Source organism: Desulfovibrio sp. DV (assembly GCF_001936595.1).
Classification (GTDB): Bacteria; Desulfobacterota; Desulfovibrionia; order Desulfovibrionales; family Desulfovibrionaceae; genus Solidesulfovibrio.
Genome location: NZ_MLBG01000081.1, coordinates 1 through 22,295 on the forward strand (window position 1 = coordinate 1; position 22,295 = coordinate 22,295).

The window sequence follows — 22,295 nt, forward strand, 5'->3', positions numbered from 1 at the left end:
GTCCCGACTTGGCAACGCACCCGGTCCAATCAAACGAACCCCAGGTGGGTTTCCAAAGGGCACTGCCCTTTGGCCGCCGGAGGCATTCCCCCTCCAATATTTCTTCATCCCCCCTACTCGGGCAGGACCTTGATGGCCACCAGGGTCACGTCGTCCTCGGGCTGGTCGTCCCCGAGAAACTCGCGCAATCCTTCGAGCACGGCGGTCACGATGTCGGCGGCGGTCAAATCGCTGTGCCGGCCCAACAGCTCGCGCACCCGGTCCTTGCCAAACATCTCGCCCTTGGCGTTTCGGGCCTCCCACAGGCCGTCGGTGGCCAACAGGGCCACCTGTCCGGGGATCAGCCCGGCCGCGCTGTTTTCGGCGTAGCGGGCCTCGGTGACGATGCCGAGCGGCGGCCCGCCCTTGTCCGGGATGTCGTTGGCCAGGCCCGTGGCCGCGTCGTAGAGGATGATCGGGTCGTGGCCGGCGCGCACCCAGTGCAGGCGCTTTTTCTCGACGTCGATGGCCAGATAGAAAAGGGTCATGAACCGGCCGGAATCGGCCAGATCGGCGCACAGGAGCTTGTTGACGTCGTCGATGACCGAGGCCAGGGAGCCGGGCTGGAACGAGCGCATCCGCAAAAAGGCCCGGGCCGTGGTCATGAGCAGGGCGGCTGCGATGCCGTGGCCGGTGACGTCGCCGATGATGATGCCGAAGCGGTCGGGTTGTTCGTTGGGGGCGTGGATGAAGTCGTAATAGTCGCCGCCGGTTTCATCGCTGTAAAGGCTCGTGCCGGCGATATCGAAGCCGGGCAGGCCCGGGGCGGCCTGGGGCAGCAGGTTTCGCTGCACCTCTTCGGCCAGGGCCAGGGCCTGGCGCAACAGTTCGTTTTTGCGCTGGATCTCCAGGCGGGCCGTATTGATCTCGTCGTTTATGACCCGCATGAGCGCCTGGGAACGGTCCTTCTGGGCCTCCAGACGCTCCCGGGACTCGGTGGCCCGGGACAGGGCCCGGGTCAGCGAACGGTTGGCGCGCTCCAAGGCCTCGGTCTCTCCGGCCGGACAAGGCAGGTCGGCCGGGGCGCTTGAGAGCGAGGCGGCCGGCACTTCGCCGCCAAGCAGCAGGGCCACCAGGGAGCCGTTTTGCAGGTGCAGCGGCAGGCCCGGAGCCGAAGGCGCGATCTCGCCGTGGCAGTAAAATCCGGCCAGGGGCGTGCCGGCCGGCAGGGCCTCGGCCAGGGCATCGATCTCTTCTACGGCCTTGGTGCCGAGGATGTCTTTGCGGGTGGAGCAGGAAAAAAGCAGCACCCCGGCCGGCTGGTCCCCGGCGGCGCCGGCGGCCACTTCGCCGGCCAGCCCCTTGGCCATGGTTTTGATGTCGGCGAGCATATCGGTCCGGTTGGCCTCGGCCAGTTGCACCATGGCCCCTTCGGGGACGCCGGCCGGAAATTGGATGCTGCCGTCGCCTTCGCTGAAAAAGGCCGGGGCGCGCAGGATGAAATCCTTGTGCTTTTCACAGGCCACGGCCAGCGGCAGCTCCACGGCCGGTTCGGCGTGGGGGCCGAGATAGTGGCGGTAAAAATCCAGGGCCGAGCGCTCGCCGATGCGGCTGACCACGTTGCCGTCCACCCCGGTCACCCGGGCCAGCCCGCCAAGGGGCCGCCAGCCCCGGGACAGGCGCATGGCCAGGGGGATCGGGCCGGAGAAGAGCAGAAACGGCGCGGCATGGATGAGCACTTCCCGGCCGAAAAACTGGCGCACCGGCCGGCGGTCGGCCAGATGGCGGCCCGGCGTGCCGCCAAAAACCAGACACCCCTCCCCCAGCTCCCGGGTCAGGCTCTGGCAGAAATCCTGGACCCCGCCCCGGCCACCGTCAGGAAAAACCAGGCACAGCCCAGGCGAACGGTCAAATCCGGGCCGCAGTGCCGCCACGGCGGCCGCGGCCTGGGCCGACACATCGGCCCCCGGACCGGCATAGTCCCGGGCCACCCCGGCGGTGCAGGCGATGCCTTCCCCGCCAAAGGCGATGAGCAGCACGGAATCGTCGGTGACGCCGCCGGCCGAGGACAACTCGCCGCTTGAGGTGCCGCCAACCAGGGGGACGCCCGGGAAGGCGGCGGCCACGGCCTGCAAAATGACGTCGTGGTCGTAGCTGACCCCGGCAAAAAGGAGCAGCCCGGCCGGTTCCACCCCGCCAAGCCCCCGGCGACAGGACTCCACCGCGCCGCGGATGGCGCACCCCGCATCCAGACAATTGGCGTGCCCAACGGCCATGCGCAACATCGGAAACCTCCCTGCCTTGCGGCAACACGTCCCTGCCGACAAGCCGGCGATCAGTCTGCCAGTATGCCGCGAGGCCCCGGTAAAAAGCAAGCTGCGGCCCCCGGTCAGGCTGCAAGGTTGGGTCCTGCCGGGTTTAGATGCTGACCACCTTCCAGCCGTCCTTGAGATAGCGGGTCAGGGGTTCTCCGGTATAGCGCACCGTCAGGCCAAGCCCCTCCAGGGCAGCGCTCACGCCATAGCGCTCGGCGCAGGCCCGGCAGGCCAGGCCCTCGACCCCGGCCTCCAGGCAGGCGGCCACTTCGGCCTGGAGTTCGGCGTCGCCGGACAGGGCCTTGGCCGAGGGACCCCAGACGAGCAGATGCACCCGCTCCCACCACCCCTTGAGCCGTGCGTTCTTGGCATACATAAGCGCCATGTTGAGGGCCGCTTCCCGGTCGCCGGTCACCCACAGCACCACCAGTCCAGGTTCGTTGCCGTTCTCTGCATCCATTGTCTGCTCCTTGGGAGAAAAAACCAAGTCGCCCCGGCCATTTGGAAACAAACGGCCGGGGCCGGTCCGGGCCGGGCCGGACGACTGCCCGGACAGCGTCGCCGGCGGCCGCGATCAGGCGTTTAATTTCTGCAGTACCCAGGCCATGTTCTTGCCCAGGTTCTGCATGGTCAAAACGCCTTCCTCATCCGACTCCACCTCGCCCGGAGCCAGGCCCCGGCCCAGGTTCCAGTAGCTCGAACCGGGCACCACCATCTGGTTGATGAGAAAGAAGTGGTTCATGGCGTCGAACACCGCAATGGCCCCGCCCCGGCGCACGGCCACCACGCCGGCTCCGACCTTGCGGGCCAGCAGGCCGCCGTTGGCCAGCGCCGTCATGCCGGCCCGGTCGATGATCGACTTGATGTTGGTCGAGACATTGGCGAAATAGGTGGGCGAGCCCAGGAGCATGCCGTCGGCCGCGACCATTTTGTCGAGGATTTCGTTGAGCATGTCCTTTTTGATGGCGCAGTGGCCGTCCTTGTTCTCCCAGCACTTCATGCAGGCAATACAGCCCCGGATGTCTTTGCCGTGGAGCTGCACAAGCTCGGTCTCGATGCCGGCGGCCTCGATCTCGGCCAGGGCCATGCGCAGCATGGAGGCGGTGTTGCCGTCTTTTCGCGGGCTGCCGTTAATGGCCAGTACTTTCATGATCGTCTCCCTTTTTCAGTTTCTTGCCCACGCTCCAGGCGTCGGCCACCACGCGGCCAAGCGACCAGTAGCGGTTGTCCGGCATGGTCAGGAGCAATGGCTGGTATTTTTCCACATCCACCTTGCCGTCGGTGAGGACTTCCCCGTCGGCCCAGGCGGCCACGATTTCGCCGATAAAAAACCGGTTGGAGGGCAGCTCCACCGTCTGGTACAGCCGCAGCTCCAGGCACAGCGGGCACTCCCGGACCATGGGCGCTCCGGGAGTTTCGCCGTAAAAAACGTCGAAGACGGCGGATTTGTCCGCATTCCGCCCGGAGACCAGGCCGCAGTAGTCGGTTTTCTCGACCAGGGCCGGACCCGGAAAGCAGAGCGAGAAGGCCCCGGTCTCCAGAATGCCGCTGCCGGTCAACTGGCGGTGGTTGATGGAGACGCCAATCAGCGGCGGCTTATACCCCACCCGGGTAATCCAGCCGGCGGCCATGAAATTGACCCGCCCGGCCACGACCGTCCCGGCCAGGGCCACGGGCATGGGCGGAATCTGGTTCGGATCGAGACGAATCTTTTCCATCGCTTACGCTCCTTTAAGCTCCTTGCCGATGGAGAAAGCCAGGCCCAGATCGGCGCCCAGGCCATAGTAGTGCCGGTCTTCCGGGGCAAAGATGATGGGTTTGATCACCAGCGGATCGGGCTTGCCGTCGCGCATGGCCGCTTCGTCCACTTTGACGTCCATGATTTCACCCACGAACATGGTGTGCATCCCGAGATCGAGCACCTGGATCACCTTGCATTCGATAATCAGCGGGCACTCGGCCACATACGGCGCATCCACCAGTTCGCTTTTGACCGGCGTAAAGCCGCAGGCCGCGAACTTGTCGCTGTTCCGGCCGGAAGCGATGCCGCAGTAGTCCGCCGCCACGACCTGGGACTCGGCGGGCACGCTCACGGTATAGGCCCGCCGTTCCATGATGGCGGCGTAGGAATGCCGGGGCTTTTGCAGGGAAACGGTCAGGCACGGCGGTTTGGAACAGCAGATGCCGCCCCAGGCGGCGGTCATGATGTTGGGCTTGCCGTCGGCGTCGTAGGTTCCCACCAGCCAGGTCGGGGTGGGCAGGGCCACGGTCTTGGGACCGAGAGAGACTTTCATGATTGCTCCTTTTTCAGACAACATTACCAACCGTTTCTATGGATGCGCTCGGGCCTAAACCGGTCCACGCGCTTGAACTCCTGGGCCGGATAGCCCAGGGGCACCAGGGAATGGGGCAAAAATCCTTCGGGCAGCTTGAGCAGGGCGGCCATGGGAACCATGCGCTCCTGGCGCGGATAGACGCCGCACCACACCGACCCGATGCCAAGCCCGCGAGCGGCCAGCAGCATGTTTTCCACGGCAGCCGAACAATCCACCATCCAGTTGCCGGGCGATTTTTCCAGGGCCAGCTCGGCCACGCTGACAATGGCGGCCTGGGCCGTTTTGCACATGGCTGCATGGGGGTGGATGGTCGGGATGGCGTCCAGGATGGCCCGGTCGGTAATGACCACGAAATGCCAGGGTTGGGCGTTGACGGCGCTGGGTGCGTCCATGGCGGCGCGCAGGATGGCGTCGAGGTCGGCCTCGGCAATGGGCTGGTCCGTAAACGACCGGATACTGCGTCTGGTGTGCAGGGCCTCGAAAAGCTCCATGGGACCTCCAGGGTGGTTTCTGCTTTACGCTTTGAGGAAATTCTGCCAGTATACCCAAAAAAGCAAGTAGGCACATTTAAGTTGTGTAGTACCCTTTTGGAAACCTACTTGCGGGAGATGACGCCATGGGTGAACCGGGAACGCCGTGCAGCCGCAAACGCTGCCTCGGCAAAGAGTATTCGTGCAGCATGGAATTGTCCCTGGCGGTCATCGGCGGCAAGTGGAAGCCGCTTATCTTATGGCATCTGCGCGACGTGGCCACCATGCGTTTTTCCGCCCTGCGCCGGGCCATGCCGGCCATCACCCAGAAGATGCTGACCCAGCAGCTGCGGGAACTGGAATCCGACGGCCTCTTAACCCGCACGGTCTTTGCCGAAGTGCCGCCCCGGGTGGAATATGCCCTGACCGACCTTGGCCGCGGCATCATTCCCATTTTGGAGGCACTGTGCCGGTTTGGCCATGAGTTCGAGATCCGGTTCGGGCTTGAGGACGCAACACCCGTCGCCCCTCCGGCCGCAGTGACGCAAGCCGCAGTCGCACGCTGACCGTCGCCCGGGAACCGGGCAGGCGGCCGGAGTGGCTGGATAGTTTTTCGACAGGTGTATTGTTTTCGCCCGCATTTCATACTTTGTCTGTATATTTTTTTACACTCCAGAGCAGGCGCTTGCCGGACCAATACCACAACCGCCTCATTTTGTGGGACAAAAGAAAAGCGCATCCTCTGGCACGGCCTATGCTTTACCGGAACCATAGTCCCAAGGAGGATTTTCCGATGCCCAAATTGACATTTCTCCCCGCTGCCCTGGTTGTTGCCGTACTCCTGTCCGTCCCGACTCTGGGACAGGCCGCCCATGACCAACACGGCGCGCCGGCCGGCGATGCCCAGTCTACCCCGGCCGTCGACCCCGACAAGGCTTATCTGCTCAAGCAGGAATTCGTTGCCCGGACCGCCGAACTGCACGGCAAGATCAAGGCCCGCGAAGCTGAACTGGAAACCGCGCTGGCCACCAAACCCGGCGACGAGGCGGCCGTTAAAAAGCTCACCGCTGAGATTTCCACCCTGCGCGGCCAGCTTTTCGAACAAACCACCCTGTTCCGTCTGCGCTATGCCAAGGAAACCGGTGTCTCCATCCGCCACACCCGGCATGTGGCCGGCCATGGCGACATGATGATGGACGGCATGAAAGGCGACGGCGGCATGGACTGCAAGATGATGGGCAAGGGCATGGGCGGCATGGACCATGACGGCAAAGGCATGGACATGGGCGGCAAGGGCACAAGCGGCATGGATCGCGGCCCTGCCCCAACCGCTGCCCCGGCTCCCAAGCAATAGTTAGGGCGCACGCTTCGCAAACGCTCCTCCCCTCCCCCGGGCCGCCGTCCATCCCCCTGGACGGCGGCCTCTGTTTTGGCCCGCTCCGGCCAGGGGCAGGGCCGGGGGGGTTCCAAACCACGCGGCCTGGCCTGACGGCGGCCGGCGGTTGCATCGGCCGGTCCGGGCTGCTACCCTCGCCGCATCATCATGGAACGACTCTCCTTGCCCAGCCCGGCTGAACCGTCCCGCCGCGTCTTTCGACTCATCCTTGGCGTCATCCTCCTGGCCGCAGCCCTGCTGCGCTGCTGGGATATCGGCACGCCCCAGCTCTGGGAAGACGACTATCTCAACCTCGACCGGGCCATGCTCGAGCCGGCCAGGCTGCTTGCGACCCAGGTCCACCTGGGGCCGGTCGACACCACCTTCGATTTCCAGCCGCCGCTCATCTATCTGATCGACCATCTGGCCCTGGGCCTTGGCGGCACCGTCCTGGCCGCCCGCATCCCGTCGCTGGCGGCCGGCCTTTTAACCGTCCTCGGCCTTGGCCTCCTGGGTGCGGCCTGCGCCGGCCGCCGGGCCGGACTGGCTGCGGCCGCCCTGTGCGCCGGGGCTCTTTTCCCGGTGGAGATTTCCCGGGCCATCAAGCTCTATGCCCTCTTTTTGTGCACCCTGGTCTATTCCCTGTATTTTCTGGTCCGTTGCGTCACGCCGGGCCGCCGGCCGATCCATCTGGCCGGCTACACCGCGGCCACGGCAGCCATGCTTTGGGCCGCCTACCAGGGGGTTCCGGTCCTGGCCGCCCAGGGCCTTGGCGTCGGCCTGCTGTACCTGCGACGCAAAGGCATTTTCGCCGGCCCCGACCGCACGGCCTCTCTGGCCTGGATCATGGCCGCCATGGCCGTCGCCGCATGTCTCTGGCTGCCCATCGCGCCGGGGCTCTTTTTCACCAACACCTTCCTCCAAAACCCGTCCATCTCCCGCTGGTCCGGTCTCGAACCCCGGTTTATCACCGATACCCTGGCCGGCTTTTTCTACCTCAACTTCGATTACGGTCCTGTTGCCGCGGCAGCCATCGCCGCCTTGCTGCTCGTTGGCCTGCGGGGATCCTGGAATGCGCCGACCGCCCTGGTCGCCCTGGCCGCCGTTGTCCCCAGCCTGGCCATCCTGACCAGCCAAAGCGATCTGCGCCCCCTGGTCACCTGGCGGCATCTTATTGCCGTCCTGCCGGCCGTCTGCATCCTGTGCGGCAGCGGCGCGTCCCGGCTTGGCGGACTGGCCTGCCGGAAACTGCCCGACCGGGTCCGGGGTGCCGCCGCCCTGGTTGCCACAGGAGTGCTCTGCGCCGTGGTCCTGGCCCCGCCCCTGAGCCGGCTGGACGATTTTTACCGCCGCACCCTGACCAACGACCGGGATCTCTTTCGCTTTTTAAGCCGTACGCCAGGGCCCAAAACCACCCTGGCCTTCACCGGCTACCAGCGAAACGCCAAGGCCTTTGCCGCCCGCTGGCATCTGCCGGAGGCTGCGGGCGGGCCCGGCAACTTCGCCGCGCCGGGCTACCAGCGCCTGCGCACCGTGGACCTCTTTCTGGCCGATTCCGAGCGTCGCCGGGCCAGGCCGCGAGGCGTGCTCCTGGCCTCCTGGGGGGCCGGCGGGCTTCATACCCGGGTGGCCCTGGCCGGCCTGCCCAGCCGCGCCCCCCTGCTGCTCGCCCCGGACTCCTCGGGCCGGGCCGGGTACCTCGACGACTTTCGGGATTGGCGGGCCTACAATGACGCCTATTCCCTGGACAACTGGACCGTGGACAGCGAGGTGGGCCTGTTGCGCCCGACCCGCTACGAACGTCCGGCCACGGCCGTGTGGCGCTTTGATCTGCCGCCCGGGCCAACCACCGGCCCGGTCACGGCCCGCCTCACCGCCGCCCTTTTCAAGCGCCACCCGACCGTCCCGGCCGACTCCGTCCTGTCCATCGCGGCCAGCAGCGACGGCAAAACGTTCACGCCCCTGGCCACTCTCGGCCATGGCGACTTCCTGACGGCCGACGGCAGCCCCCGGCTCGTCCCCAGGCGTTTTTTCGAGGAGCTCCCGTTTTACCAGGGGCACTGCCGCGAAGCCGAAAAAACCCTCGACCTCACCGCCTATGCCGCAACCGGCTCGGTCTGGCTGCGGGTGGAGTATGTGCCCGGAACCCGGGAAGGCTTCCTGGCCCTGGCCGGCCTGGAGGTGGCGGCAGCGGGGTTGGAGACCCGGACCGGACCGGACCCGCTGGCCTTTTACGCCGCCAATCTGGCCCGCAACTGCCAGGCTGCGGCCTATCGTCCCGGCCTGACCCGCCTTGGCCGGACCGCCTACGTCTTTGCCCTGCCGGACCATCCCGAACTGGCCCGCACGCTGCCCGGCGGCGAGGTCATCGGCCCGCCGTCGGTCCTGGCCGCCTTTGCGGCCGACCACCCCGGGCTGCCGCCGGCCTTTCTCCTGCCTGACGCCGCCGGCAAGCCGGCCGTGGCGGTCTATGACCCGGCCCTGGCACCCGAGGCCGGCGGCATCGCCCTGTCCGACGTGAGCCCCCACGCCACGGTGGAGCAGCCGGGCGACACCCCGCTGCCCGTTTTGGCCCTGACCCTGGCCGGGCGCATCAACGCCCCGGTGCTGGCTCTTGGCGACGAGCGCGTGCCCGTGCCGGTTTCGGCCCCGGCCGGCAGCGTATTGCGCCTGACCCCGAGGGGACGCGGCACCCTGTATTTTTCCCCGGACTTCGATCCGCCGGATTTCTCCGACAGGCCAAACGCCCATTTCCAGAACATGGCCGCGTCCAGGTCCTATCCCGACTACAGCGGCGGCGTGACCTGCCTGCCCGGCACCGACTGCCGCTTCGAGTACGTGTTCGTCTCGGCCTATCCCATGACAACGCTTCGCATCATGGCCTATCCGCGCCTCTACGGCGACAAGGACGGCTACCGGGCCTGCACGGTGGCCTACGCCACGGATGGCCGCACCTTTGAAACGCTTTTGGATGAACGCAACACCACGCCCGAGCAGTGGAGCCTCATGTTTCTGCGCCGCTACGCCGAGGTCCGCCTGCCCCGGCCGGCCACCCAGATCACGGTTCGCTTCAGCCTGCGCGCCGATTTTGCAGCGGAATTCTGGTCGCCGGCCCGGCCCATCGACCGCATGGCCATCGAGGCCGATCTCGACGCCCGCAATTTCCCCGGCCTGACCGTGCCGGCCGGGACCACGCGCCTGTCCCTGTCCGGCGAAGCGGACAATGCCTTCCGCGTCTGGTTCACGGACCGCGCGCCGGGTCTGGAACGGATCTGGCCCGGCCAGTGAGCCGGGCCGCCAAAGGCCGCATCCGAAACGACAGTCTTTTGCCCGGCCGAACCGGTGCCTGCCCGTCTGCCCCGAAAAGGATCAACGCCCCATGCCAACACCGCCCAGCCAGCCCCGCCCGGCCACCACAGTCCGCCAGTTTCTGCTGTGCGCCTCCATCAGCCTCGCGGTGCTCGTCGTCGCTTTCGGCCTGGCCGAGGTCGTCTTTCGCGTCAAAAACCACATCCCGCTGACCTGGGACGCCCTTGGCCTGTATGCCGACGATGCCGCCCTGGGCTGGCGGGTGAAGCCGCACTTCCGGGAGGAGAAGCAATCCCGCGACTGCGCCGGCGAACCCTATGCCCTGGCCTTTTCAACCGCAGACCACGGTTTTCGCGAGTACGGGGCCACCGACGCCCCGGCCAAGCTGCTCATCATCGGCGACTCCTTTACCCTCAACCGCGACGTTTCCGACGGCCAGACCTATTCGGCCGTCCTTGGCAGACTGCTTGGCTGCACGGTTTTCACCTACGGCAGCGGCGGCTACGGTTCGCTCCAGGAATACGGCATCCTGGCCGAGAGCCTGCCCCGCATCAAACCCGACGCCATCGTGTTCCAGCTCCACACCAACGACAGCATCAACAATGATTTCGTCCTCGAACGCCAAAGCGTCATCAACAACAACGTCCATTTCCGGCCCTATCTGGCCGACGACGGCTCCGTCGTCATCGCTTCGCCGTACTTCCATTGGTCCCAGGCGGTTATTGACGCCCTCGGGCGGTTTTTGGGCAACAGGTCCCACATCATTGCCAGCATCCAGCACAATTTGCAGCTGGCCCTGTACGCAAAATACCAGGACGCGTCCGTGGAACGGGCCATCGAAAACGGCCAGGACATGGCGGCCTATGCCCATTCCCTGGCCACGACCAGACGGGTGTTTGAAAAGATCTGCCAGGAGAGCGGCGACACGCCGGTCTTCGCCTTCATCCTCGGCGGCGGGCGCATCGCCAGAGACATCGCCCGGGCCCTGGCCGGCACCTGCGTCACGGTGCTGCCGGACGTCAGCGACGCGGTGTTTGCCCAGCAGCCCCACGAGCCGGCCCGGCTGGCCGCCGATTGCGGCCACTTGAGCGCCTACGGCAACGCGCAACTGGCCGAGCTCCTGGCCCGGAACCTGGGCCCCGCCCTGGATGGCCGGCTTTCGCGCAAAGGCGCCTGGCCGGCCGCAGGCCGGGACGCCGCAGGCAGCCGGACCCCGTAGCGCCGGCGGCAGGGCTTGGGCCGGCAGATGGGGAGAAAAGACCGGACATCCGGCCGGCGGCCGACGCGCCGGCCGGGACGCGGCCACGCTTGGGCCGGGGCGCTTTTTTGCGACTTGCCAGGGCCGGCTCCCGGCGCTACAAAGCGGCCGTTGTCCTCAGGGCGGGGTGAAAGTCCCCACCGGCGGTATCCCGGGCAACCGGGGAGCCCGCGAGCGCTCCCGGCCGTCATTGGCCGGGGGGTCAGCAGACCTGGTGCGAAGCCAGGGCCGACGGTTACAGTCCGGATGGAAGAGGAGGAGACGGCAATCCCCGTCGCCGGGTTCCCCGGCGCGAGTCCGGCGGGACCCATGCGTTCTGCCCGGTCGTCTGTTTTTCCGCCCTGGTTCTGGCCCGTAAACCTCTTTTTTCGGAGAGCGCCATGAATCAGCCATTTTCCAATGTCGACGCGTCCCTTGCCCGCACCCGGGCCGCCATCTCTGCCATGCGCCAAGGCCGGGGCATTTTGGTGGTCGATGATCTTGACCGCGAAAACGAGGGCGACCTCATCTTCGCCGCCGATACCTTGACCGTACCGCAGATGGCCATGCTCATCCGCGAATGCAGCGGCATCGTCTGCCTGTGCCTGACCGAAGACAAGGCCCGGCAGCTGGAACTGCCGCCCATGGTCGCGGTCAACACCTGCAAAAACGGCACGGCCTTTACCGTCACCATCGAGGCGGCGGCCGGGGTGACCACCGGCGTGTCTGCCGCCGACCGGGTGACCACGGTCAAGACCGCTGCCGCGCCGGACGCCAAGCCCGGCCATCTGGCCCGGCCCGGGCATGTGTTTCCGCTGATCGCCAAGCCCGGCGGCGTGATGGCCCGGCGCGGCCACACCGAGGCCACCGTGGACATGTGCCGTCTGGCCGGGCATTCGCCCTGCGGCGTCTTGTGCGAGCTGACCAACCCCGACGGCACCATGGCCAAGGGCGACCAGCTCACAGCCTTTGCCGCAGCCCACGACTTCCCGCTGGTCACCGTGGCCGACATCGTGGCCTACCGCCAGAGTTCCGGCGACCTCTAGCCTGTCTCCGGCCCGGGGAGGCGAAAAACCTCCCCGGGCCGACGACTGGCGCGGCTCCCGGAAAACGGATAGCCTGCCGCCATGTCCGTGCTACAGTCCCCTGCCGACAACGCCCCCATGCGCCAGCGCCGCCGCTGGCTGGCCAGACGCCGCTGCCTGCGGGCGCTGCGGGCGACAATAACTTCTTTGGTCCTGGCAATGCCCTTTGCGTGTTTTGGCCTTGTGCTCTGCTGCCATATGCCATTTGGACTGCAGACCACCATCCCAAATTTCGTAAACATCTATGTAGCGCTCATTTTCTTTCGAGCGATCTGGATATTTGCGAGTGAAATTCGGTTTACACCTCTATTTGCTATTTTGCCAGTGCTCGTTTATGTACTATTCCAAGCATCGCCATGGCCAAACAACATCTGGAAGACAAATTGGGAGTTTTATTTCTCTCAATTCTATACGGACAGAATGGAAGTCATTCAACACATTACTCAAGGTGAATTTCAAGGACTTGACAAATCCGAAGGCAAGATAGATTTGCCACATAAATTCAAACACACTTCCTTTCCTCATGGGAGCGTCGAATACTCTCGAATAAATGGCAAATATACTTTATTTTTTTCAACTGACTTGGACGGCATTCCATCTACAGGATTTGAATACAACGACGACGATGAAAAAGAAACCTTCGCTACAATAAATCTTTCATATAAGTCTACGAAAATCACACGGCATTGGAAATTTATTACATATTGACATAGCCATATACACATCTATAAATAACTTTTTAAATAAAAAAACAATGCAACAAACAACAGCTATACAAAAAAATTACAGAACATATATCGCCGCCAGGGCTAAATAGAAGCAGCTTTCTACTTTTTCTGAAATACTAGCGAACCCCCTCCATAGCTCTCCCAACCGAACCCATACTGAATCCCGAAAGGGAGAGCCAATGGTTATGGCCTAGGCTTGTCAAATGCCAAGCCATAAGAGCATTTTCACGAGATTGCTTTTCAGTTATTTATTGTACTAATTTTATCAATTCTTTTCCGACCATCCCTACGCCTCGACTAAATCCCTGCTGCAGACTGTCAGCCTCCTCATGCCGCATTGCCCAATAGAGCTCCCCTTCGTATTTTTCAAGATTTTTGCTTTTGAATTTGTGCAAAAACACTTCATGATAATATCGAATTCCCTGCTTTATCATTTCTTGATCTTTTTCCTGATCACCATACGGCGGATGGCCAAGAAAATCTGCGGCGTGCTTGAGACCGTAGGCAGCGGCATGAATATAATCTGGATCATTACGTTTTCTCCATGCATCAACAACTGTCTGAACCAAACCAGCCGCTCGTAGCACTGCTTTTTCTGAAAAACCAAACCCTGTGGCAACAGCTCCATAGTTGAAGTTCCCATAATCCTCATAAGTCTATTTGCTGTCGCGAGTCTTATAATCCATTTCCCCTTCCGGAGCCACACGCTCTATAAACCAGGTGATGCTCTGGCTTGCCCTGGCGCGAAGGATATTCCAATCAATGTCCGCTCCAGGAGGTGCAACGGGAACCTGTATATCCCGTGCCGGCGCTCTCTGTTCCTGATACGGCCCTTAGGTCGACAATTCGCCGTCTCCCAGAATCTTGTTGAGCAGGGCAAACGTCGCTTCAATTTCCAAGCTCCCCTCAGCCCTTGAAAGTTGTGTTTGCAAATCCAATTCAACTTGCCATTCACGAGGATCGCGGGGCATACGCACTCCATTTGTTAGACGTTAAAATATCATGCCTCCGCAATCCTATAAGTCCACGTATTCGCTGTTTCGTCAAGCCCCCTTGAAATGCACCTCCGCGGCAGGACGCACCTTCGCGCCCCCGGGCCGACGGCTGGCGCGGCTCCCGGAAAAGGGAGAGCCTGCCGCCATGCCCGCGCTACAGTCCCCTGCCGACAACGCCGCCATGCGCCAGCGCCGTCGCCCTTGCCTATTTCCCCGCCCTGGCCTACAGCCCAATCATGGACACCTCTGACCAGGACCAGATCGCCCGGAGCAACCGGCATTACAAACGCAGCCTCACCCTGCGCTATGTCGCGGCCCTGGCCCTGGTCGCCACCCTGGTCGTCATCTCCTACACGCTGTTTCGGCACATCATGGGCACCATCGACCGGGCCGCCGCCATCACCGCCATCTCCGGCTCCCAACGCCTGCTCACCCAGCGCGTCCTGGCCCAATGCCTGCTCCTGTCCGCAGCCGACGACGACGAGAACCGACGCGACATCCGGCAGCGCCTCAAGCAGGCCGTCGCCGCCCTGACCGCCAACCACGACCATCTGCTCGCCGACCTTGACGCTCCCGGGTCCCTGGCCGCAAGCTCACCGGAACTGCGCGCCATCTATTTCAAACCACCCTACGACCTCGACCGGGGGATGCGGCTTTTTATCGAAAACACCCAGGCGTTCCTTGCTTCCGACGCCATCCGCCCGGCCCTGTCCGATCCGGCCTTCTTAAATCTCCTGGCCTTTGGCGAAAACGAGCTGTTGCGCGACCTCAATGCCGTGATCCGGCAGTACCAGCAACTGGCCGCCTCGCGGCTGGCCGTGCTGCGCCGCCTGGAAGCCGGGGCCGCCGCAACCATGCTGGCCATCCTGGCCACTTCGGGCCTGTTCATTTTCCGGCCCATGGTGCGGCGCATCTGCGCCGACCGCGAAAGCCTGCAGGGAGCCAACGAGGCCCTGGCCGAACTGGCGGTCACCGATCAGCTGACCGGCGCTTACAACCGCCTCAAATTCAACGAGGTCATGACCCGGCAAGTCAGCCGGTCGGCCCGCTACCACGAGCCGCTGTCCGTGGTCATGTTCGACATCGACCACTTCAAGGCCGTCAACGACACCTACGGGCACGGGGCCGGCGACGACATGCTGCGCGAACTGTCCCGCCGGGTGGACGGCGCGACCCGAGGCGTGGACTGGCTTTTCCGCTACGGCGGCGAGGAATTCGTCGTGGCCGCCCCCCAGACCAACCTCGGCAATGCTGTCCTGCTGGCTGAAAAGCTGCGCCTGCTCGTGGCCGGCACGCCCTTTCCCCACGGCATAACCGGCAGCATCAGCCTTGGCGTGGCCGAACTGCTGCCGGGGGAGACCGTGGAGGCGCTTATGGGCAGGGTGGATGCCGCGATGTACGCCGCCAAAAACGCCGGCCGAAACCGGGTGGCGGTGGCGGAAAACTGCCGGGAAGACGGGATGGACACAAATAACCGCTGCGGTCTGCCCCACCCGATACCGAACAACTGAGCCAAACGACAAAAGGACGCGGCACACGTCGCGTCCTCTGTAATCCGTTTCAGCTCGTGAAAGAAATCAGACCGACCAGCCTACTTGCAGCCCTGTTGCAGGGGCAGTGGGATCATCTCCCGGCCGCCGCAGCAACGGCCCCACCCGCCACCTGCAAGCACCAACGGCCACGGTCCCCTGGCCTCTCTATCCTGCGCAAATGCCACGCACCGACGTGGCAACGCCCGCAGTCAAAGCAAACTCCCCCAGGAGGGGATTCCAAAGGGACTCAGTCCCTTTGGCCGCCGGAGGCTTCTTTTGCTTCGGACTCCCGCTCCCTACCGCCCGCCGGGTCCAAACGGCGCAGCCCCGGTGGCTGCGCCGGCGGCCAGCGTCTCCAGACGGGGTGCGTCGAGAATTTCGATGGCGTGGCCGGACAGGCTGATCAGGCCTTCATCGGCAAAGCGGCGCAGCACACGGGAGAGCGTCTCCGGAATGGTGCCAAGATAGGCGGCCAGCTGGCCCTTGGGCAGATCCAGGGACAGCACGCGTTTTTTGCTTTCCGCGCCAAGGAGCAGCAGGTGGGCGGCGAGGCGGGCCGGCACTTCGCGAAGGCTTAAATCCTCGAGCTTTTTGACCAGCTGGCGCAGCCGGACAGAGAGCAGTCCAAGCATGTTCATGGCCAGATCCGGGTCGTCGGCCAGCAGACGGCGGAAACGTTCGCGCGGGAAAAAGAGATACTCGCCCTCTTCCAGGGCCTGGGCGCTGGCCGGGTAGACCCCGCCGGCAAAGACCGCCACCTCGGCAAACACCTCGCCCGGGCCGAAGACATGCAGGATGTGCTCCTTGCCCGACAGCGACGTCTGATAGATGCGCACCTTGCCCGAGGCCACCGAGAAAAACCCCTCGGCTGCGTCACCCGAAAAAAAGATGTCCTGCCCGCGTCCGTAGTGGCGCATTTCGGCGATGCCGGCCAAAGCGGCCAGTTCCTTGGTTCCAAGGCCGGAAAAAAGGCCGATGTCGGCCACTGCCTGGGTTTTCTCCACGACGAACTCCCGTATTTGACGTAAGTCAAGGCGCGCCGGCTGCGCCTTTGCCACTCTTGGCCGCAACCGCTCCCGAACACACAACATATCCGCCCGACAAAGGACGTGCCATGTCTGCAGCCGCTGTTATACTGGAAACCTGCCGGGGCGTGAAGCCGGCCGGCTGCCCGCATGGTGCGCCGCTGCCGGCCGACGCCTTGGCCACCCTGGCCCATCTGGCCGAGACCGCCCCGGTGCCCGAGGCGCTGGCCGAACTGGCCCGGCCCATGCGCCGCCATGAGCAGTTCCGTCTGGCGGTATCGGCCTGCCCCAACGGCTGCGTGCGGCCGCAGGTGGCCGACCTGGGTCTGGTCGCCACCCGAAGCGTGGCCGTTGACGCGACGGCCTGCGTCGGATGCAACGTCTGCGCCGAAACCTGCCCCGACGCAGCCATCACCCTGCGCCATGGCCAGGCGGTCATCGACGCCGACGCCTGCCTGGGCTGCGGCCTTTGCGCCAGGGTCTGCCCGGTGCGGGCCATCGCAGCCGGCCCGGTGGGCTTCCAGGCCTTTCTCGGCGGCCGCCTCGGCCGCCGCCCGCGCCTGGGCATCGCGGTCGGGAACATGCTGACGCCGGAGGCTGCTTGTACCCTGGCCGAGCGGGCAACGGCCGCCCACGCCCGCCACATGCGCCCCGGACTGCGCTTTGGCGACATCCTGTGCCCGGACGGCCGGCCGGGACTGCCGGCCTGGGTGCTGTCGTGACTGCGGCCGGCGTCATCCTGCAACTCCTCGGGCTGCTCCTTTTCGCCGCCCACAGCCTGCGCCAGGGCGATCCGGGGCTGACCGCGTCAAGCCTTGCGCTCATCGGCCTTATCGCCAGCCGGCAGCACTTTGCCAGGCTGGTCGTCGGTCCGGCCCTTCTGGCCATGGCCCTGGCCTTTGCCGTCGTCGCCAGGGACATGGCGCTCTTCCGGTTGGCGGCCGACCAGCCTTACATTCGCCTCCTGGCCATCATGGCCGGGGTGGTGGCGGTGTGCGCGGCCGGCGGGCTTTTCGCCTTTTCGGCCCGGGGGGCGGCCCTCTACCGGCGCGGCAGCGAGGCAGCCATGGCCCAGGCCGCAGCCTTCTGGCTTGCGGCCGGACTGCTGGCCCTGGCCCGGACCAGGGTTTCCTTTCCCATTGTGCTGGCCGACCGGTTCTTTCCGGGCTGGGGCCTTTTGGAAGTAACGGCCCTGGCCGGCTATGCCGCCTGGCTCACCGGTCGCATGAACGATGCGCCGCGCACCGGCCCCATCCGCTCGCGTTATTGGGCCGCCTTTACCCTGGTCTTTTTCGGCCAGCTTGCCCTGGGGCTGGCCGGCGAGACGATCTTTCTCATGACCGGGGCGCTCCATCTGCCGGTGCCGGCGCTCATCGTCGCCGGCCCGCTCTACCGGGGCGGCGGCTATTTCATGCCCATCCTCTATCTGTCCACGCTGCTGCTGGTCGGGCCGGGCTGGTGTTCGCACCTGTGCTACATCGGCGCGGCCGACGACGCCTGTGCCCGCCTTGGCCGCAAAACACCCAAGCGCCTGCCCGGCCGACTTGGCTGGTGGCGGCTGGGCACGCTGGCGCTGGCAGTGGGTGGAGCGCTGGGAATGCGGCTTCTGGGCGTCCCGACCCTGACCGCGGTCTGGGCGGCGGCGGTGTTCGGGCTGATCGGGCTGGTTGTGATGGCCACGCTGTCCCGGGCCAGCGGCGTCATGGTCCACTGCACGATGTATTGTCCCATCGGCCTTGTCGGCAACGTGCTGGGGAAAATCAGCCCCTGGCGCATCCGTATAAGCGAGGGCTGCGACGGCTGCGGCCGGTGTTCGCGGGTGTGCCGCTATCTGGCGCTCTCCCCGGCCGATCTGGCCAAGGGCCGGCCCGGCTCGACCTGCACGCTGTGCGGCGACTGCGTGGGAGCCTGTCCCGGCGCGCGCCTCGGCTTCCGATTTCCGGGCTTATCGCCGCTGGCGGCGCGGCAGGCGTTTTTCGCACTGGTTATCGCGCTGCACGCCGTGTTTCTGGGGGTAGCCCGGATCTAACGCCCGGCCTCCCGTCCCCCGGGAGCCCGGCAAGACACAGAAGACTTGCACCGGCCAAACGGCCGCCAGGACAATCTCCCGGCGGCCATTCGCTTTTTCTTGCCCTGTTGCTGGTATGCCCTTACCCTTGATCTCTGTGGCGACAACAACGCCGCTCTGCATCGCCGCCCGACAAGCCTGTGCCGTAATAGCGCAAAATCCGAAAATTGAGGAACTCCTGCGCTCCTTATTGCATATTTCCGTCGCGCTTGCCCTGGGTAAGCCTTTTATAAACAACGCCAACCATCAATACCATGGTCTTCCTTTCCCGGCCAAGGGCCACGAGGGACGGGCGGGCCAAACGAAAACAGGAGCATTCAAATGGGCGCATTTTCGATTTGGCACTGGCTGGTCGTCCTGGGCGTCGTCCTGATCATCTTCGGACCGAGCAAGCTGCCCAGCCTGGGCCAGAATCTGGGGAAGGCCATCCGTGGCTTCAAGGATTCCATAGGGGAAAAAAATATTACGCCCGCCGAGACCGACGTCGAGCAAAAGCGGCCCTAGCCGCTTTTCCGGCCCTGGCCCCGGCCGCTCAGGTACGGGGCCGGTCCGGCGCGACGTGCATGCTTTGCGGGGACTGCCTGGGGCCTGTCCCGGCAGGTCCCTCGGCTCCCGATTTCCGGGCTTATCGCCGCTGGCGGCACTGTCCGGCGACAACCATCGCAGCACACTCTTTCTGGCAACGTTCGAAACCAACTCCCCCGCCTTGACCTTTTTCCCCCGTCCCGTGCTATAGACCCCATATTCCCAAATAGGTTTCCCGTCCCCGCGTCGGGTGCCGCGCCCGCGCGACCCCCTGACGCCACGGCAAACACGGTTGCGGATTTCCTTTTCCCGGCTTCGCGGCACCGGCCCGAAAAAATGCGGACCTCTCGAAAAAATATCGCCCTTTTGACTTAGGTCAAACCACTCTCGACCCGGCCCGCGTAGACCCGAATCAACGAAACGGGAATCCGAACCAAACCCAAACGGAGGACGACATATGTTTTGCTACCAGTGCGAACAGACGGCCAAAGGCCTTGGTTGCGACAAGATGGGCGTGTGCGGCAAGCAGCCCGACGTCTCCGATCTGCAGGACCTGCTCGTCTACGCCCTGACAGGCCTGGGACAGGCCGCCGCGGCCGCCAAAGCCGAAGGCGTGGCCGTGCCCATGGATACCGGCCGCTTTTTTGCCAAGGCCATGTTCTCGACGCTCACCAACGTCAATTTCGACGCCGCCGACTTCAAGCCGTTGATCGAAGAAACCGTGGCCAAGCGCAAGGCCCTGGCCGGCCTGATCAAGGCCAAGCTGCCCGAAGGCCCGGCCACCTACGTCCCGGCCGCCGACCTCGCCGGCTTGGTTGCCCAGGGCGCCACCCATGGCCTCAAAGACATCCCCGAGCCCAACGACGACATCCGCTCGCTCAAGCATACGCTCATTTTCGGCATCAAGGGCGTGGCCGCCTACGCCGACCATGCCGCCATCCTCGGCCAGGAAGACCCGGCCCTGTACGAATTCCTCTACGAGGCCATGGCCGCCACCTTCACCACCGACAAGGACCTCGGAGCCTGGGTCGCCCTGGTCCTCAAGTGCGGCGAAGTGAACCTGCGGGCCATGGAACTGCTCGACGCCGCCAACACCGGCGCCTACGGCCACCCGGTTCCCACCGTCGTGCCGCTTGGGCACAAGGCCGGCAAGGCCATCCTGGTTTCCGGCCATGACCTCAAAGACCTCAAGCAGCTGCTCGAACAGACCGCCGGCAAGGGCATCACCATCTACACCCACGGCGAAATGCTGCCGGCCCACGGCTATCCCGAGCTCAAAAAGTACCCGCACTTCTACGGCCACTACGGCACGGCCTGGCAGAACCAGCACAAGGAATTCGCCGCCTTCCCCGGCGCGATCCTCATGACCACCAACTGTATCCAGAAGCCGGCCGAGAGCTACCTGGGCAGCATCTTCACCACCGGCCTGGTCGGCTGGCCCGGCGCGGTCCATGTCAAAAACGGCGAGTTCGGCCCGGTCATCGCCAAGGCCCTGGCCATGCCCGGCTTCCCGGCCGACGAGGACAAGGACACGGTCATGACCGGCTTTGCCAGAAACGCCGTCATGGGCGTGGCCGGACCGGTCATCGAGGCGGTCAAGGCCGGCAAGATCAAGCACTTCTTCCTGGTGGCCGGCTGCGACGGAGCCAAGCCCGGACGCAACTACTACACCGAGTTCGTGGAGAAGGCCCCGGCCGACACCATCATCCTGACCCTGGCCTGCGGCAAGTTCCGCTTCTTCGACAAGAAGCTCGGCGACATCGGCGGCATCCCGCGCCTGCTCGACATGGGCCAGTGCAACGACGCCTACTCAGCCATCCAGGTGGCCGTGGCCCTGGCCCAGGCCTTCGAGTGCGGCGTCAACGACCTGCCCCTGTCCATGATCCTGTCCTGGTACGAGCAAAAGGCCGTGGCCATCCTGCTCACCCTGCTCCACCTCGGCGTCAAGAATATCCGCCTGGGACCCACCCTGCCGGCCTTTTTGACCCCCAATGTCCTCAACTTCCTGGTGGCCAACTACGACATCAAGGCCATCACCACCCCTGACGAAGACCTCAAGGCCATCCTCGGCTAAAAGGCCATGCCCTTCCGGCGGCCCCGGCAACCACCGGGGCCGCCCCTCCCAGGAAAAAAAGCCATGAAACGCAAGATCATCGAAATAGACGAGTCGCTGTGCAACGGCTGCGGCCAGTGTGTCACCGGATGCGCCGAAGGGGCCTTGGAAATCATCGACGGCGTGGCCAAAATCGTGGCCGACCATTTCTGCGACGGCTTGGGGGCCTGCATCGGCCATTGCCCCACCGGCGCACTGCAGATCATCGAACGCGACGCCCCGGAATTTGACGAGCAGGCCGTGGAAGAACGGCTGGCCGAGATCAAAAAGACCGCCAGCCCCTGCGGCTGCATGTCGGGCGCGCCGGTCACCATGACGCCGTGCCAGATGGCCAACGCCCCCACGGCCCAGGCGGCCCAGCCCGCCGGCGGCGGCTCGGCCCTGGCCGCCTGGCCCATCAAGCTGCGCCTCGTGCCGCCAAACGCCCCGTTTTTACAGGGCGCACGGTTGCTCTTGGCTGCCGATTGCGTGCCGCCGGCCTTCCCGGCCTTTCACAGCGCCTTCCTGCCCGGCCGCATTGCGCTCCTTGGCTGCCCGAAATTCGATGACGTGCAAAGCTACGTGGACAAGCTGGCTGCGATCCTTCGGCAAAACACCATCGTCGACATCACGGTGCTGCAAATGGAAGTGCCCTGCTGCTCCGGCATGTCGCGCATCGCCGCAGCGGCCATCGCCGCCTCGGGCAAGGCCGTGCCGGCCACCCAGGTCGTGGTCACCCGGCGCGGCGAGATTGCCGGGATGACCCCGCTGTCCGCCGGCAACACGCCTTTTGGCCAGATGGGCTGAGCCCGAAACCGGGTCTGCCCGGCCGGCAGGATGCCCCTGCCGGCCCCTTTGACCGGAGAAGTGAGGTACGGTCATGAAGAAGCTCAATATCTTTGAAGAAGGTCCGTTCAAGGACACCGGCTACGGCATGCTCTGGGTCCACGATTCCGCCAACTTCCGGATCATCAACTTCAACTTCAAGGCCGGCCAGACCCTGCCGGTCCACGCCCACGACATGGACGGCGAACTGTCCATCGTGGTCCTTGAAGGCGAGGGGGAGTTTCTCGGAGCAGACAACGCCGCCAGCCCGGCCAAGGCCGGCGATGTGCTGGTGTGCCCCATTGCCACGCCCCACGGCATCCGCTCGATTACCGACATGCGGGTGCTGGTGACCATCGCCCCGCCGCCATAAGGTGTGGGGGGAAAGACAATAGATGC

At 64.8% G+C, this 22,295-nt stretch carries 21 protein-coding genes, 1 pseudogene and 1 riboswitch; of the genes and pseudogenes, 13 read left to right on the forward strand and 9 right to left on the reverse strand.

Annotated features, from left to right (window positions below; all coding sequences use genetic code 11):
• Positions 1-113: 113 nt before the first annotated feature.
• The 6 genes from DVDV_RS15750 to DVDV_RS15775 all read right to left on the reverse strand — a co-directional run bounded on the left by DVDV_RS15750 (position 114) and on the right by DVDV_RS15775 (position 5,121).
• Positions 114-2,264, reverse strand: a complete 2,151-nt coding sequence (locus tag DVDV_RS15750) for a SpoIIE family protein phosphatase (protein ID WP_075355590.1) — start codon at positions 2,262-2,264, stop codon at positions 114-116.
• Between the two features lie 133 nt (positions 2,265-2,397).
• Entirely contained in the window at positions 2,398-2,754 is a 357-nt protein-coding gene (locus tag DVDV_RS15755; RefSeq protein WP_075355591.1) for a DsrE family protein, read from the reverse strand.
• A 114-nt stretch (positions 2,755-2,868) separates the two neighbouring features.
• Positions 2,869-3,444, reverse strand: coding sequence for a flavodoxin family protein (locus DVDV_RS15760; RefSeq protein WP_075355592.1), 576 nt, complete (start codon positions 3,442-3,444; stop codon positions 2,869-2,871).
• Positions 3,425-4,012, reverse strand: a complete 588-nt coding sequence (locus DVDV_RS15765; protein ID WP_075355593.1) for a flavin reductase family protein — start codon at positions 4,010-4,012, stop codon at positions 3,425-3,427. The genes DVDV_RS15760 and DVDV_RS15765 overlap by 20 nt, the downstream gene beginning before the upstream one ends.
• Positions 4,013-4,015: 3 nt before the next feature.
• Positions 4,016-4,588, reverse strand: a complete 573-nt coding sequence (locus DVDV_RS15770; RefSeq protein ID WP_075355594.1) for a flavin reductase family protein — start codon at positions 4,586-4,588, stop codon at positions 4,016-4,018.
• Positions 4,589-4,611: 23 nt separating this feature from the next.
• Entirely contained in the window at positions 4,612-5,121 is a 510-nt protein-coding gene (locus DVDV_RS15775; RefSeq protein ID WP_075355595.1) for a nitroreductase family protein, read from the reverse strand.
• 125 nt (positions 5,122-5,246) lie between these two features.
• On the opposite strand from DVDV_RS15775, the gene DVDV_RS15780 reads away from it, so the two are divergent.
• The 6 genes from DVDV_RS15780 to DVDV_RS22385 all read left to right on the forward strand — a co-directional run bounded on the left by DVDV_RS15780 (position 5,247) and on the right by DVDV_RS22385 (position 12,814).
• Positions 5,247-5,666 carry a helix-turn-helix domain-containing protein gene (locus DVDV_RS15780; protein WP_075355596.1) on the forward strand — a complete coding sequence of 140 codons (420 nt, stop codon included), beginning with the start codon at positions 5,247-5,249 and terminating at the stop codon, positions 5,664-5,666.
• 227 nt (positions 5,667-5,893) lie between these two features.
• Positions 5,894-6,454: a hypothetical protein gene (locus tag DVDV_RS15785; protein WP_075355597.1), complete on the forward strand. Its 561-nt coding sequence runs from the start codon at positions 5,894-5,896 to the stop codon at positions 6,452-6,454.
• A 189-nt stretch (positions 6,455-6,643) separates the two neighbouring features.
• Positions 6,644-9,763 carry a glycosyltransferase family 39 protein gene (locus DVDV_RS15790; protein WP_075355598.1) on the forward strand — a complete coding sequence of 1,040 codons (3,120 nt, stop codon included), beginning with the start codon at positions 6,644-6,646 and terminating at the stop codon, positions 9,761-9,763.
• 91 nt (positions 9,764-9,854) lie between these two features.
• A complete protein-coding gene (locus DVDV_RS15795; protein WP_075355599.1) occupies positions 9,855-11,003 on the forward strand; it encodes an SGNH/GDSL hydrolase family protein in 1,149 nt (382 codons plus the stop codon).
• Between the two features lie 148 nt (positions 11,004-11,151).
• Positions 11,152-11,304, forward strand: a riboswitch (FMN riboswitch).
• A 118-nt stretch (positions 11,305-11,422) separates the two neighbouring features.
• Positions 11,423-12,067 (forward strand): 3,4-dihydroxy-2-butanone-4-phosphate synthase, encoded by a 645-nt coding sequence (gene ribB / locus DVDV_RS15800; protein WP_075355600.1) that lies wholly within the window; start codon positions 11,423-11,425, stop codon positions 12,065-12,067.
• An 81-nt stretch (positions 12,068-12,148) separates the two neighbouring features.
• Positions 12,149-12,814 carry a hypothetical protein gene (locus DVDV_RS22385; RefSeq protein ID WP_139311636.1) on the forward strand — a complete coding sequence of 222 codons (666 nt, stop codon included), beginning with the start codon at positions 12,149-12,151 and terminating at the stop codon, positions 12,812-12,814.
• 268 nt (positions 12,815-13,082) lie between these two features.
• On the opposite strand, the pseudogene DVDV_RS15805 reads toward DVDV_RS22385, so the two are convergent.
• Positions 13,083-13,475 (reverse strand): annotated as a pseudogene (locus DVDV_RS15805) (polymorphic toxin type 44 domain-containing protein); the annotation flags it as partial.
• 192 nt (positions 13,476-13,667) lie between these two features.
• Entirely contained in the window at positions 13,668-13,805 is a 138-nt protein-coding gene (locus tag DVDV_RS22810; RefSeq protein WP_175577117.1) for a hypothetical protein, read from the reverse strand.
• A gap of 260 nt (positions 13,806-14,065) precedes the next feature.
• On the opposite strand from DVDV_RS22810, the gene DVDV_RS15810 reads away from it, so the two are divergent.
• The gene (locus DVDV_RS15810; RefSeq protein ID WP_075355602.1) at positions 14,066-15,340 is read left to right on the forward strand and encodes a GGDEF domain-containing protein; all 1,275 of its coding nucleotides are present in this window, start codon (positions 14,066-14,068) and stop codon (positions 15,338-15,340) included.
• Between the two features lie 317 nt (positions 15,341-15,657).
• Here the strand turns inward: DVDV_RS15810 and DVDV_RS15815 are convergent, their stop codons facing one another.
• Entirely contained in the window at positions 15,658-16,365 is a 708-nt protein-coding gene (locus DVDV_RS15815; RefSeq protein ID WP_075355603.1) for a Crp/Fnr family transcriptional regulator, read from the reverse strand.
• Positions 16,366-16,475: 110 nt separating this feature from the next.
• Between DVDV_RS15815 and DVDV_RS15820 the strand changes: the two genes are divergently transcribed.
• From DVDV_RS15820 to DVDV_RS15845, 6 genes are all read left to right on the forward strand, one after another.
• Positions 16,476-17,108: a 4Fe-4S binding protein gene (locus DVDV_RS15820; RefSeq protein WP_075355604.1), complete on the forward strand. Its 633-nt coding sequence runs from the start codon at positions 16,476-16,478 to the stop codon at positions 17,106-17,108.
• Entirely contained in the window at positions 17,105-18,415 is a 1,311-nt protein-coding gene (locus DVDV_RS15825) for a 4Fe-4S binding protein (protein ID WP_075355609.1), read from the forward strand. Before DVDV_RS15820 ends, DVDV_RS15825 begins: the two co-directional genes overlap by 4 nt.
• Before the next feature lie 360 nt (positions 18,416-18,775).
• Positions 18,776-18,958 (forward strand): Sec-independent protein translocase subunit TatA, encoded by a 183-nt coding sequence (locus DVDV_RS15830; protein ID WP_075355605.1) that lies wholly within the window; start codon positions 18,776-18,778, stop codon positions 18,956-18,958.
• A 478-nt stretch (positions 18,959-19,436) separates the two neighbouring features.
• On the forward strand, positions 19,437-21,053 hold the full coding sequence (gene hcp, locus DVDV_RS15835) for a hydroxylamine reductase (RefSeq protein ID WP_075355606.1): 1,617 nt from the start codon (positions 19,437-19,439) through the stop codon (positions 21,051-21,053).
• Positions 21,054-21,116: 63 nt separating this feature from the next.
• Entirely contained in the window at positions 21,117-21,878 is a 762-nt protein-coding gene (locus tag DVDV_RS15840; RefSeq protein ID WP_075355607.1) for an ATP-binding protein, read from the forward strand.
• A gap of 73 nt (positions 21,879-21,951) precedes the next feature.
• Entirely contained in the window at positions 21,952-22,269 is a 318-nt protein-coding gene (locus DVDV_RS15845) for a cupin domain-containing protein (protein ID WP_075355608.1), read from the forward strand.
• Positions 22,270-22,295: the final 26 nt, after the last annotated feature.

Bases quoted from the DNA above. Each gene is read 5' to 3' on its own strand.
- DVDV_RS15750 (WP_075355590.1), bottom strand. From the start codon at position 2,264: ATGTTGCGCATGGCCGTTGGGCACGCCAATTGTCTGGATGCGGGGTGC.
- DVDV_RS15755 (WP_075355591.1), bottom strand. From the start codon at position 2,754: ATGGATGCAGAGAACGGCAACGAACCTGGACTGGTGGTGCTGTGGGTG.
- DVDV_RS15760 (WP_075355592.1), bottom strand. From the start codon at position 3,444: ATGAAAGTACTGGCCATTAACGGCAGCCCGCGAAAAGACGGCAACACC.
- DVDV_RS15765 (WP_075355593.1), bottom strand. From the start codon at position 4,012: ATGGAAAAGATTCGTCTCGATCCGAACCAGATTCCGCCCATGCCCGTG.
- DVDV_RS15770 (WP_075355594.1), bottom strand. From the start codon at position 4,588: ATGAAAGTCTCTCTCGGTCCCAAGACCGTGGCCCTGCCCACCCCGACC.
- DVDV_RS15775 (WP_075355595.1), bottom strand. From the start codon at position 5,121: ATGGAGCTTTTCGAGGCCCTGCACACCAGACGCAGTATCCGGTCGTTT.
- DVDV_RS15780 (WP_075355596.1), top strand. From the start codon at position 5,247: ATGGGTGAACCGGGAACGCCGTGCAGCCGCAAACGCTGCCTCGGCAAA.
- DVDV_RS15785 (WP_075355597.1), top strand. From the start codon at position 5,894: ATGCCCAAATTGACATTTCTCCCCGCTGCCCTGGTTGTTGCCGTACTC.
- DVDV_RS15790 (WP_075355598.1), top strand. From the start codon at position 6,644: ATGGAACGACTCTCCTTGCCCAGCCCGGCTGAACCGTCCCGCCGCGTC.
- DVDV_RS15795 (WP_075355599.1), top strand. From the start codon at position 9,855: ATGCCAACACCGCCCAGCCAGCCCCGCCCGGCCACCACAGTCCGCCAG.
- ribB (WP_075355600.1), top strand. From the start codon at position 11,423: ATGAATCAGCCATTTTCCAATGTCGACGCGTCCCTTGCCCGCACCCGG.
- DVDV_RS22385 (WP_139311636.1), top strand. From the start codon at position 12,149: ATGTCCGTGCTACAGTCCCCTGCCGACAACGCCCCCATGCGCCAGCGC.
- DVDV_RS22810 (WP_175577117.1), bottom strand. From the start codon at position 13,805: ATGCCCCGCGATCCTCGTGAATGGCAAGTTGAATTGGATTTGCAAACA.
- DVDV_RS15810 (WP_075355602.1), top strand. From the start codon at position 14,066: ATGGACACCTCTGACCAGGACCAGATCGCCCGGAGCAACCGGCATTAC.
- DVDV_RS15820 (WP_075355604.1), top strand. From the start codon at position 16,476: ATGTCTGCAGCCGCTGTTATACTGGAAACCTGCCGGGGCGTGAAGCCG.
- DVDV_RS15830 (WP_075355605.1), top strand. From the start codon at position 18,776: ATGGGCGCATTTTCGATTTGGCACTGGCTGGTCGTCCTGGGCGTCGTC.
- hcp (WP_075355606.1), top strand. From the start codon at position 19,437: ATGTTTTGCTACCAGTGCGAACAGACGGCCAAAGGCCTTGGTTGCGAC.
- DVDV_RS15840 (WP_075355607.1), top strand. From the start codon at position 21,117: ATGAAACGCAAGATCATCGAAATAGACGAGTCGCTGTGCAACGGCTGC.
- DVDV_RS15845 (WP_075355608.1), top strand. From the start codon at position 21,952: ATGAAGAAGCTCAATATCTTTGAAGAAGGTCCGTTCAAGGACACCGGC.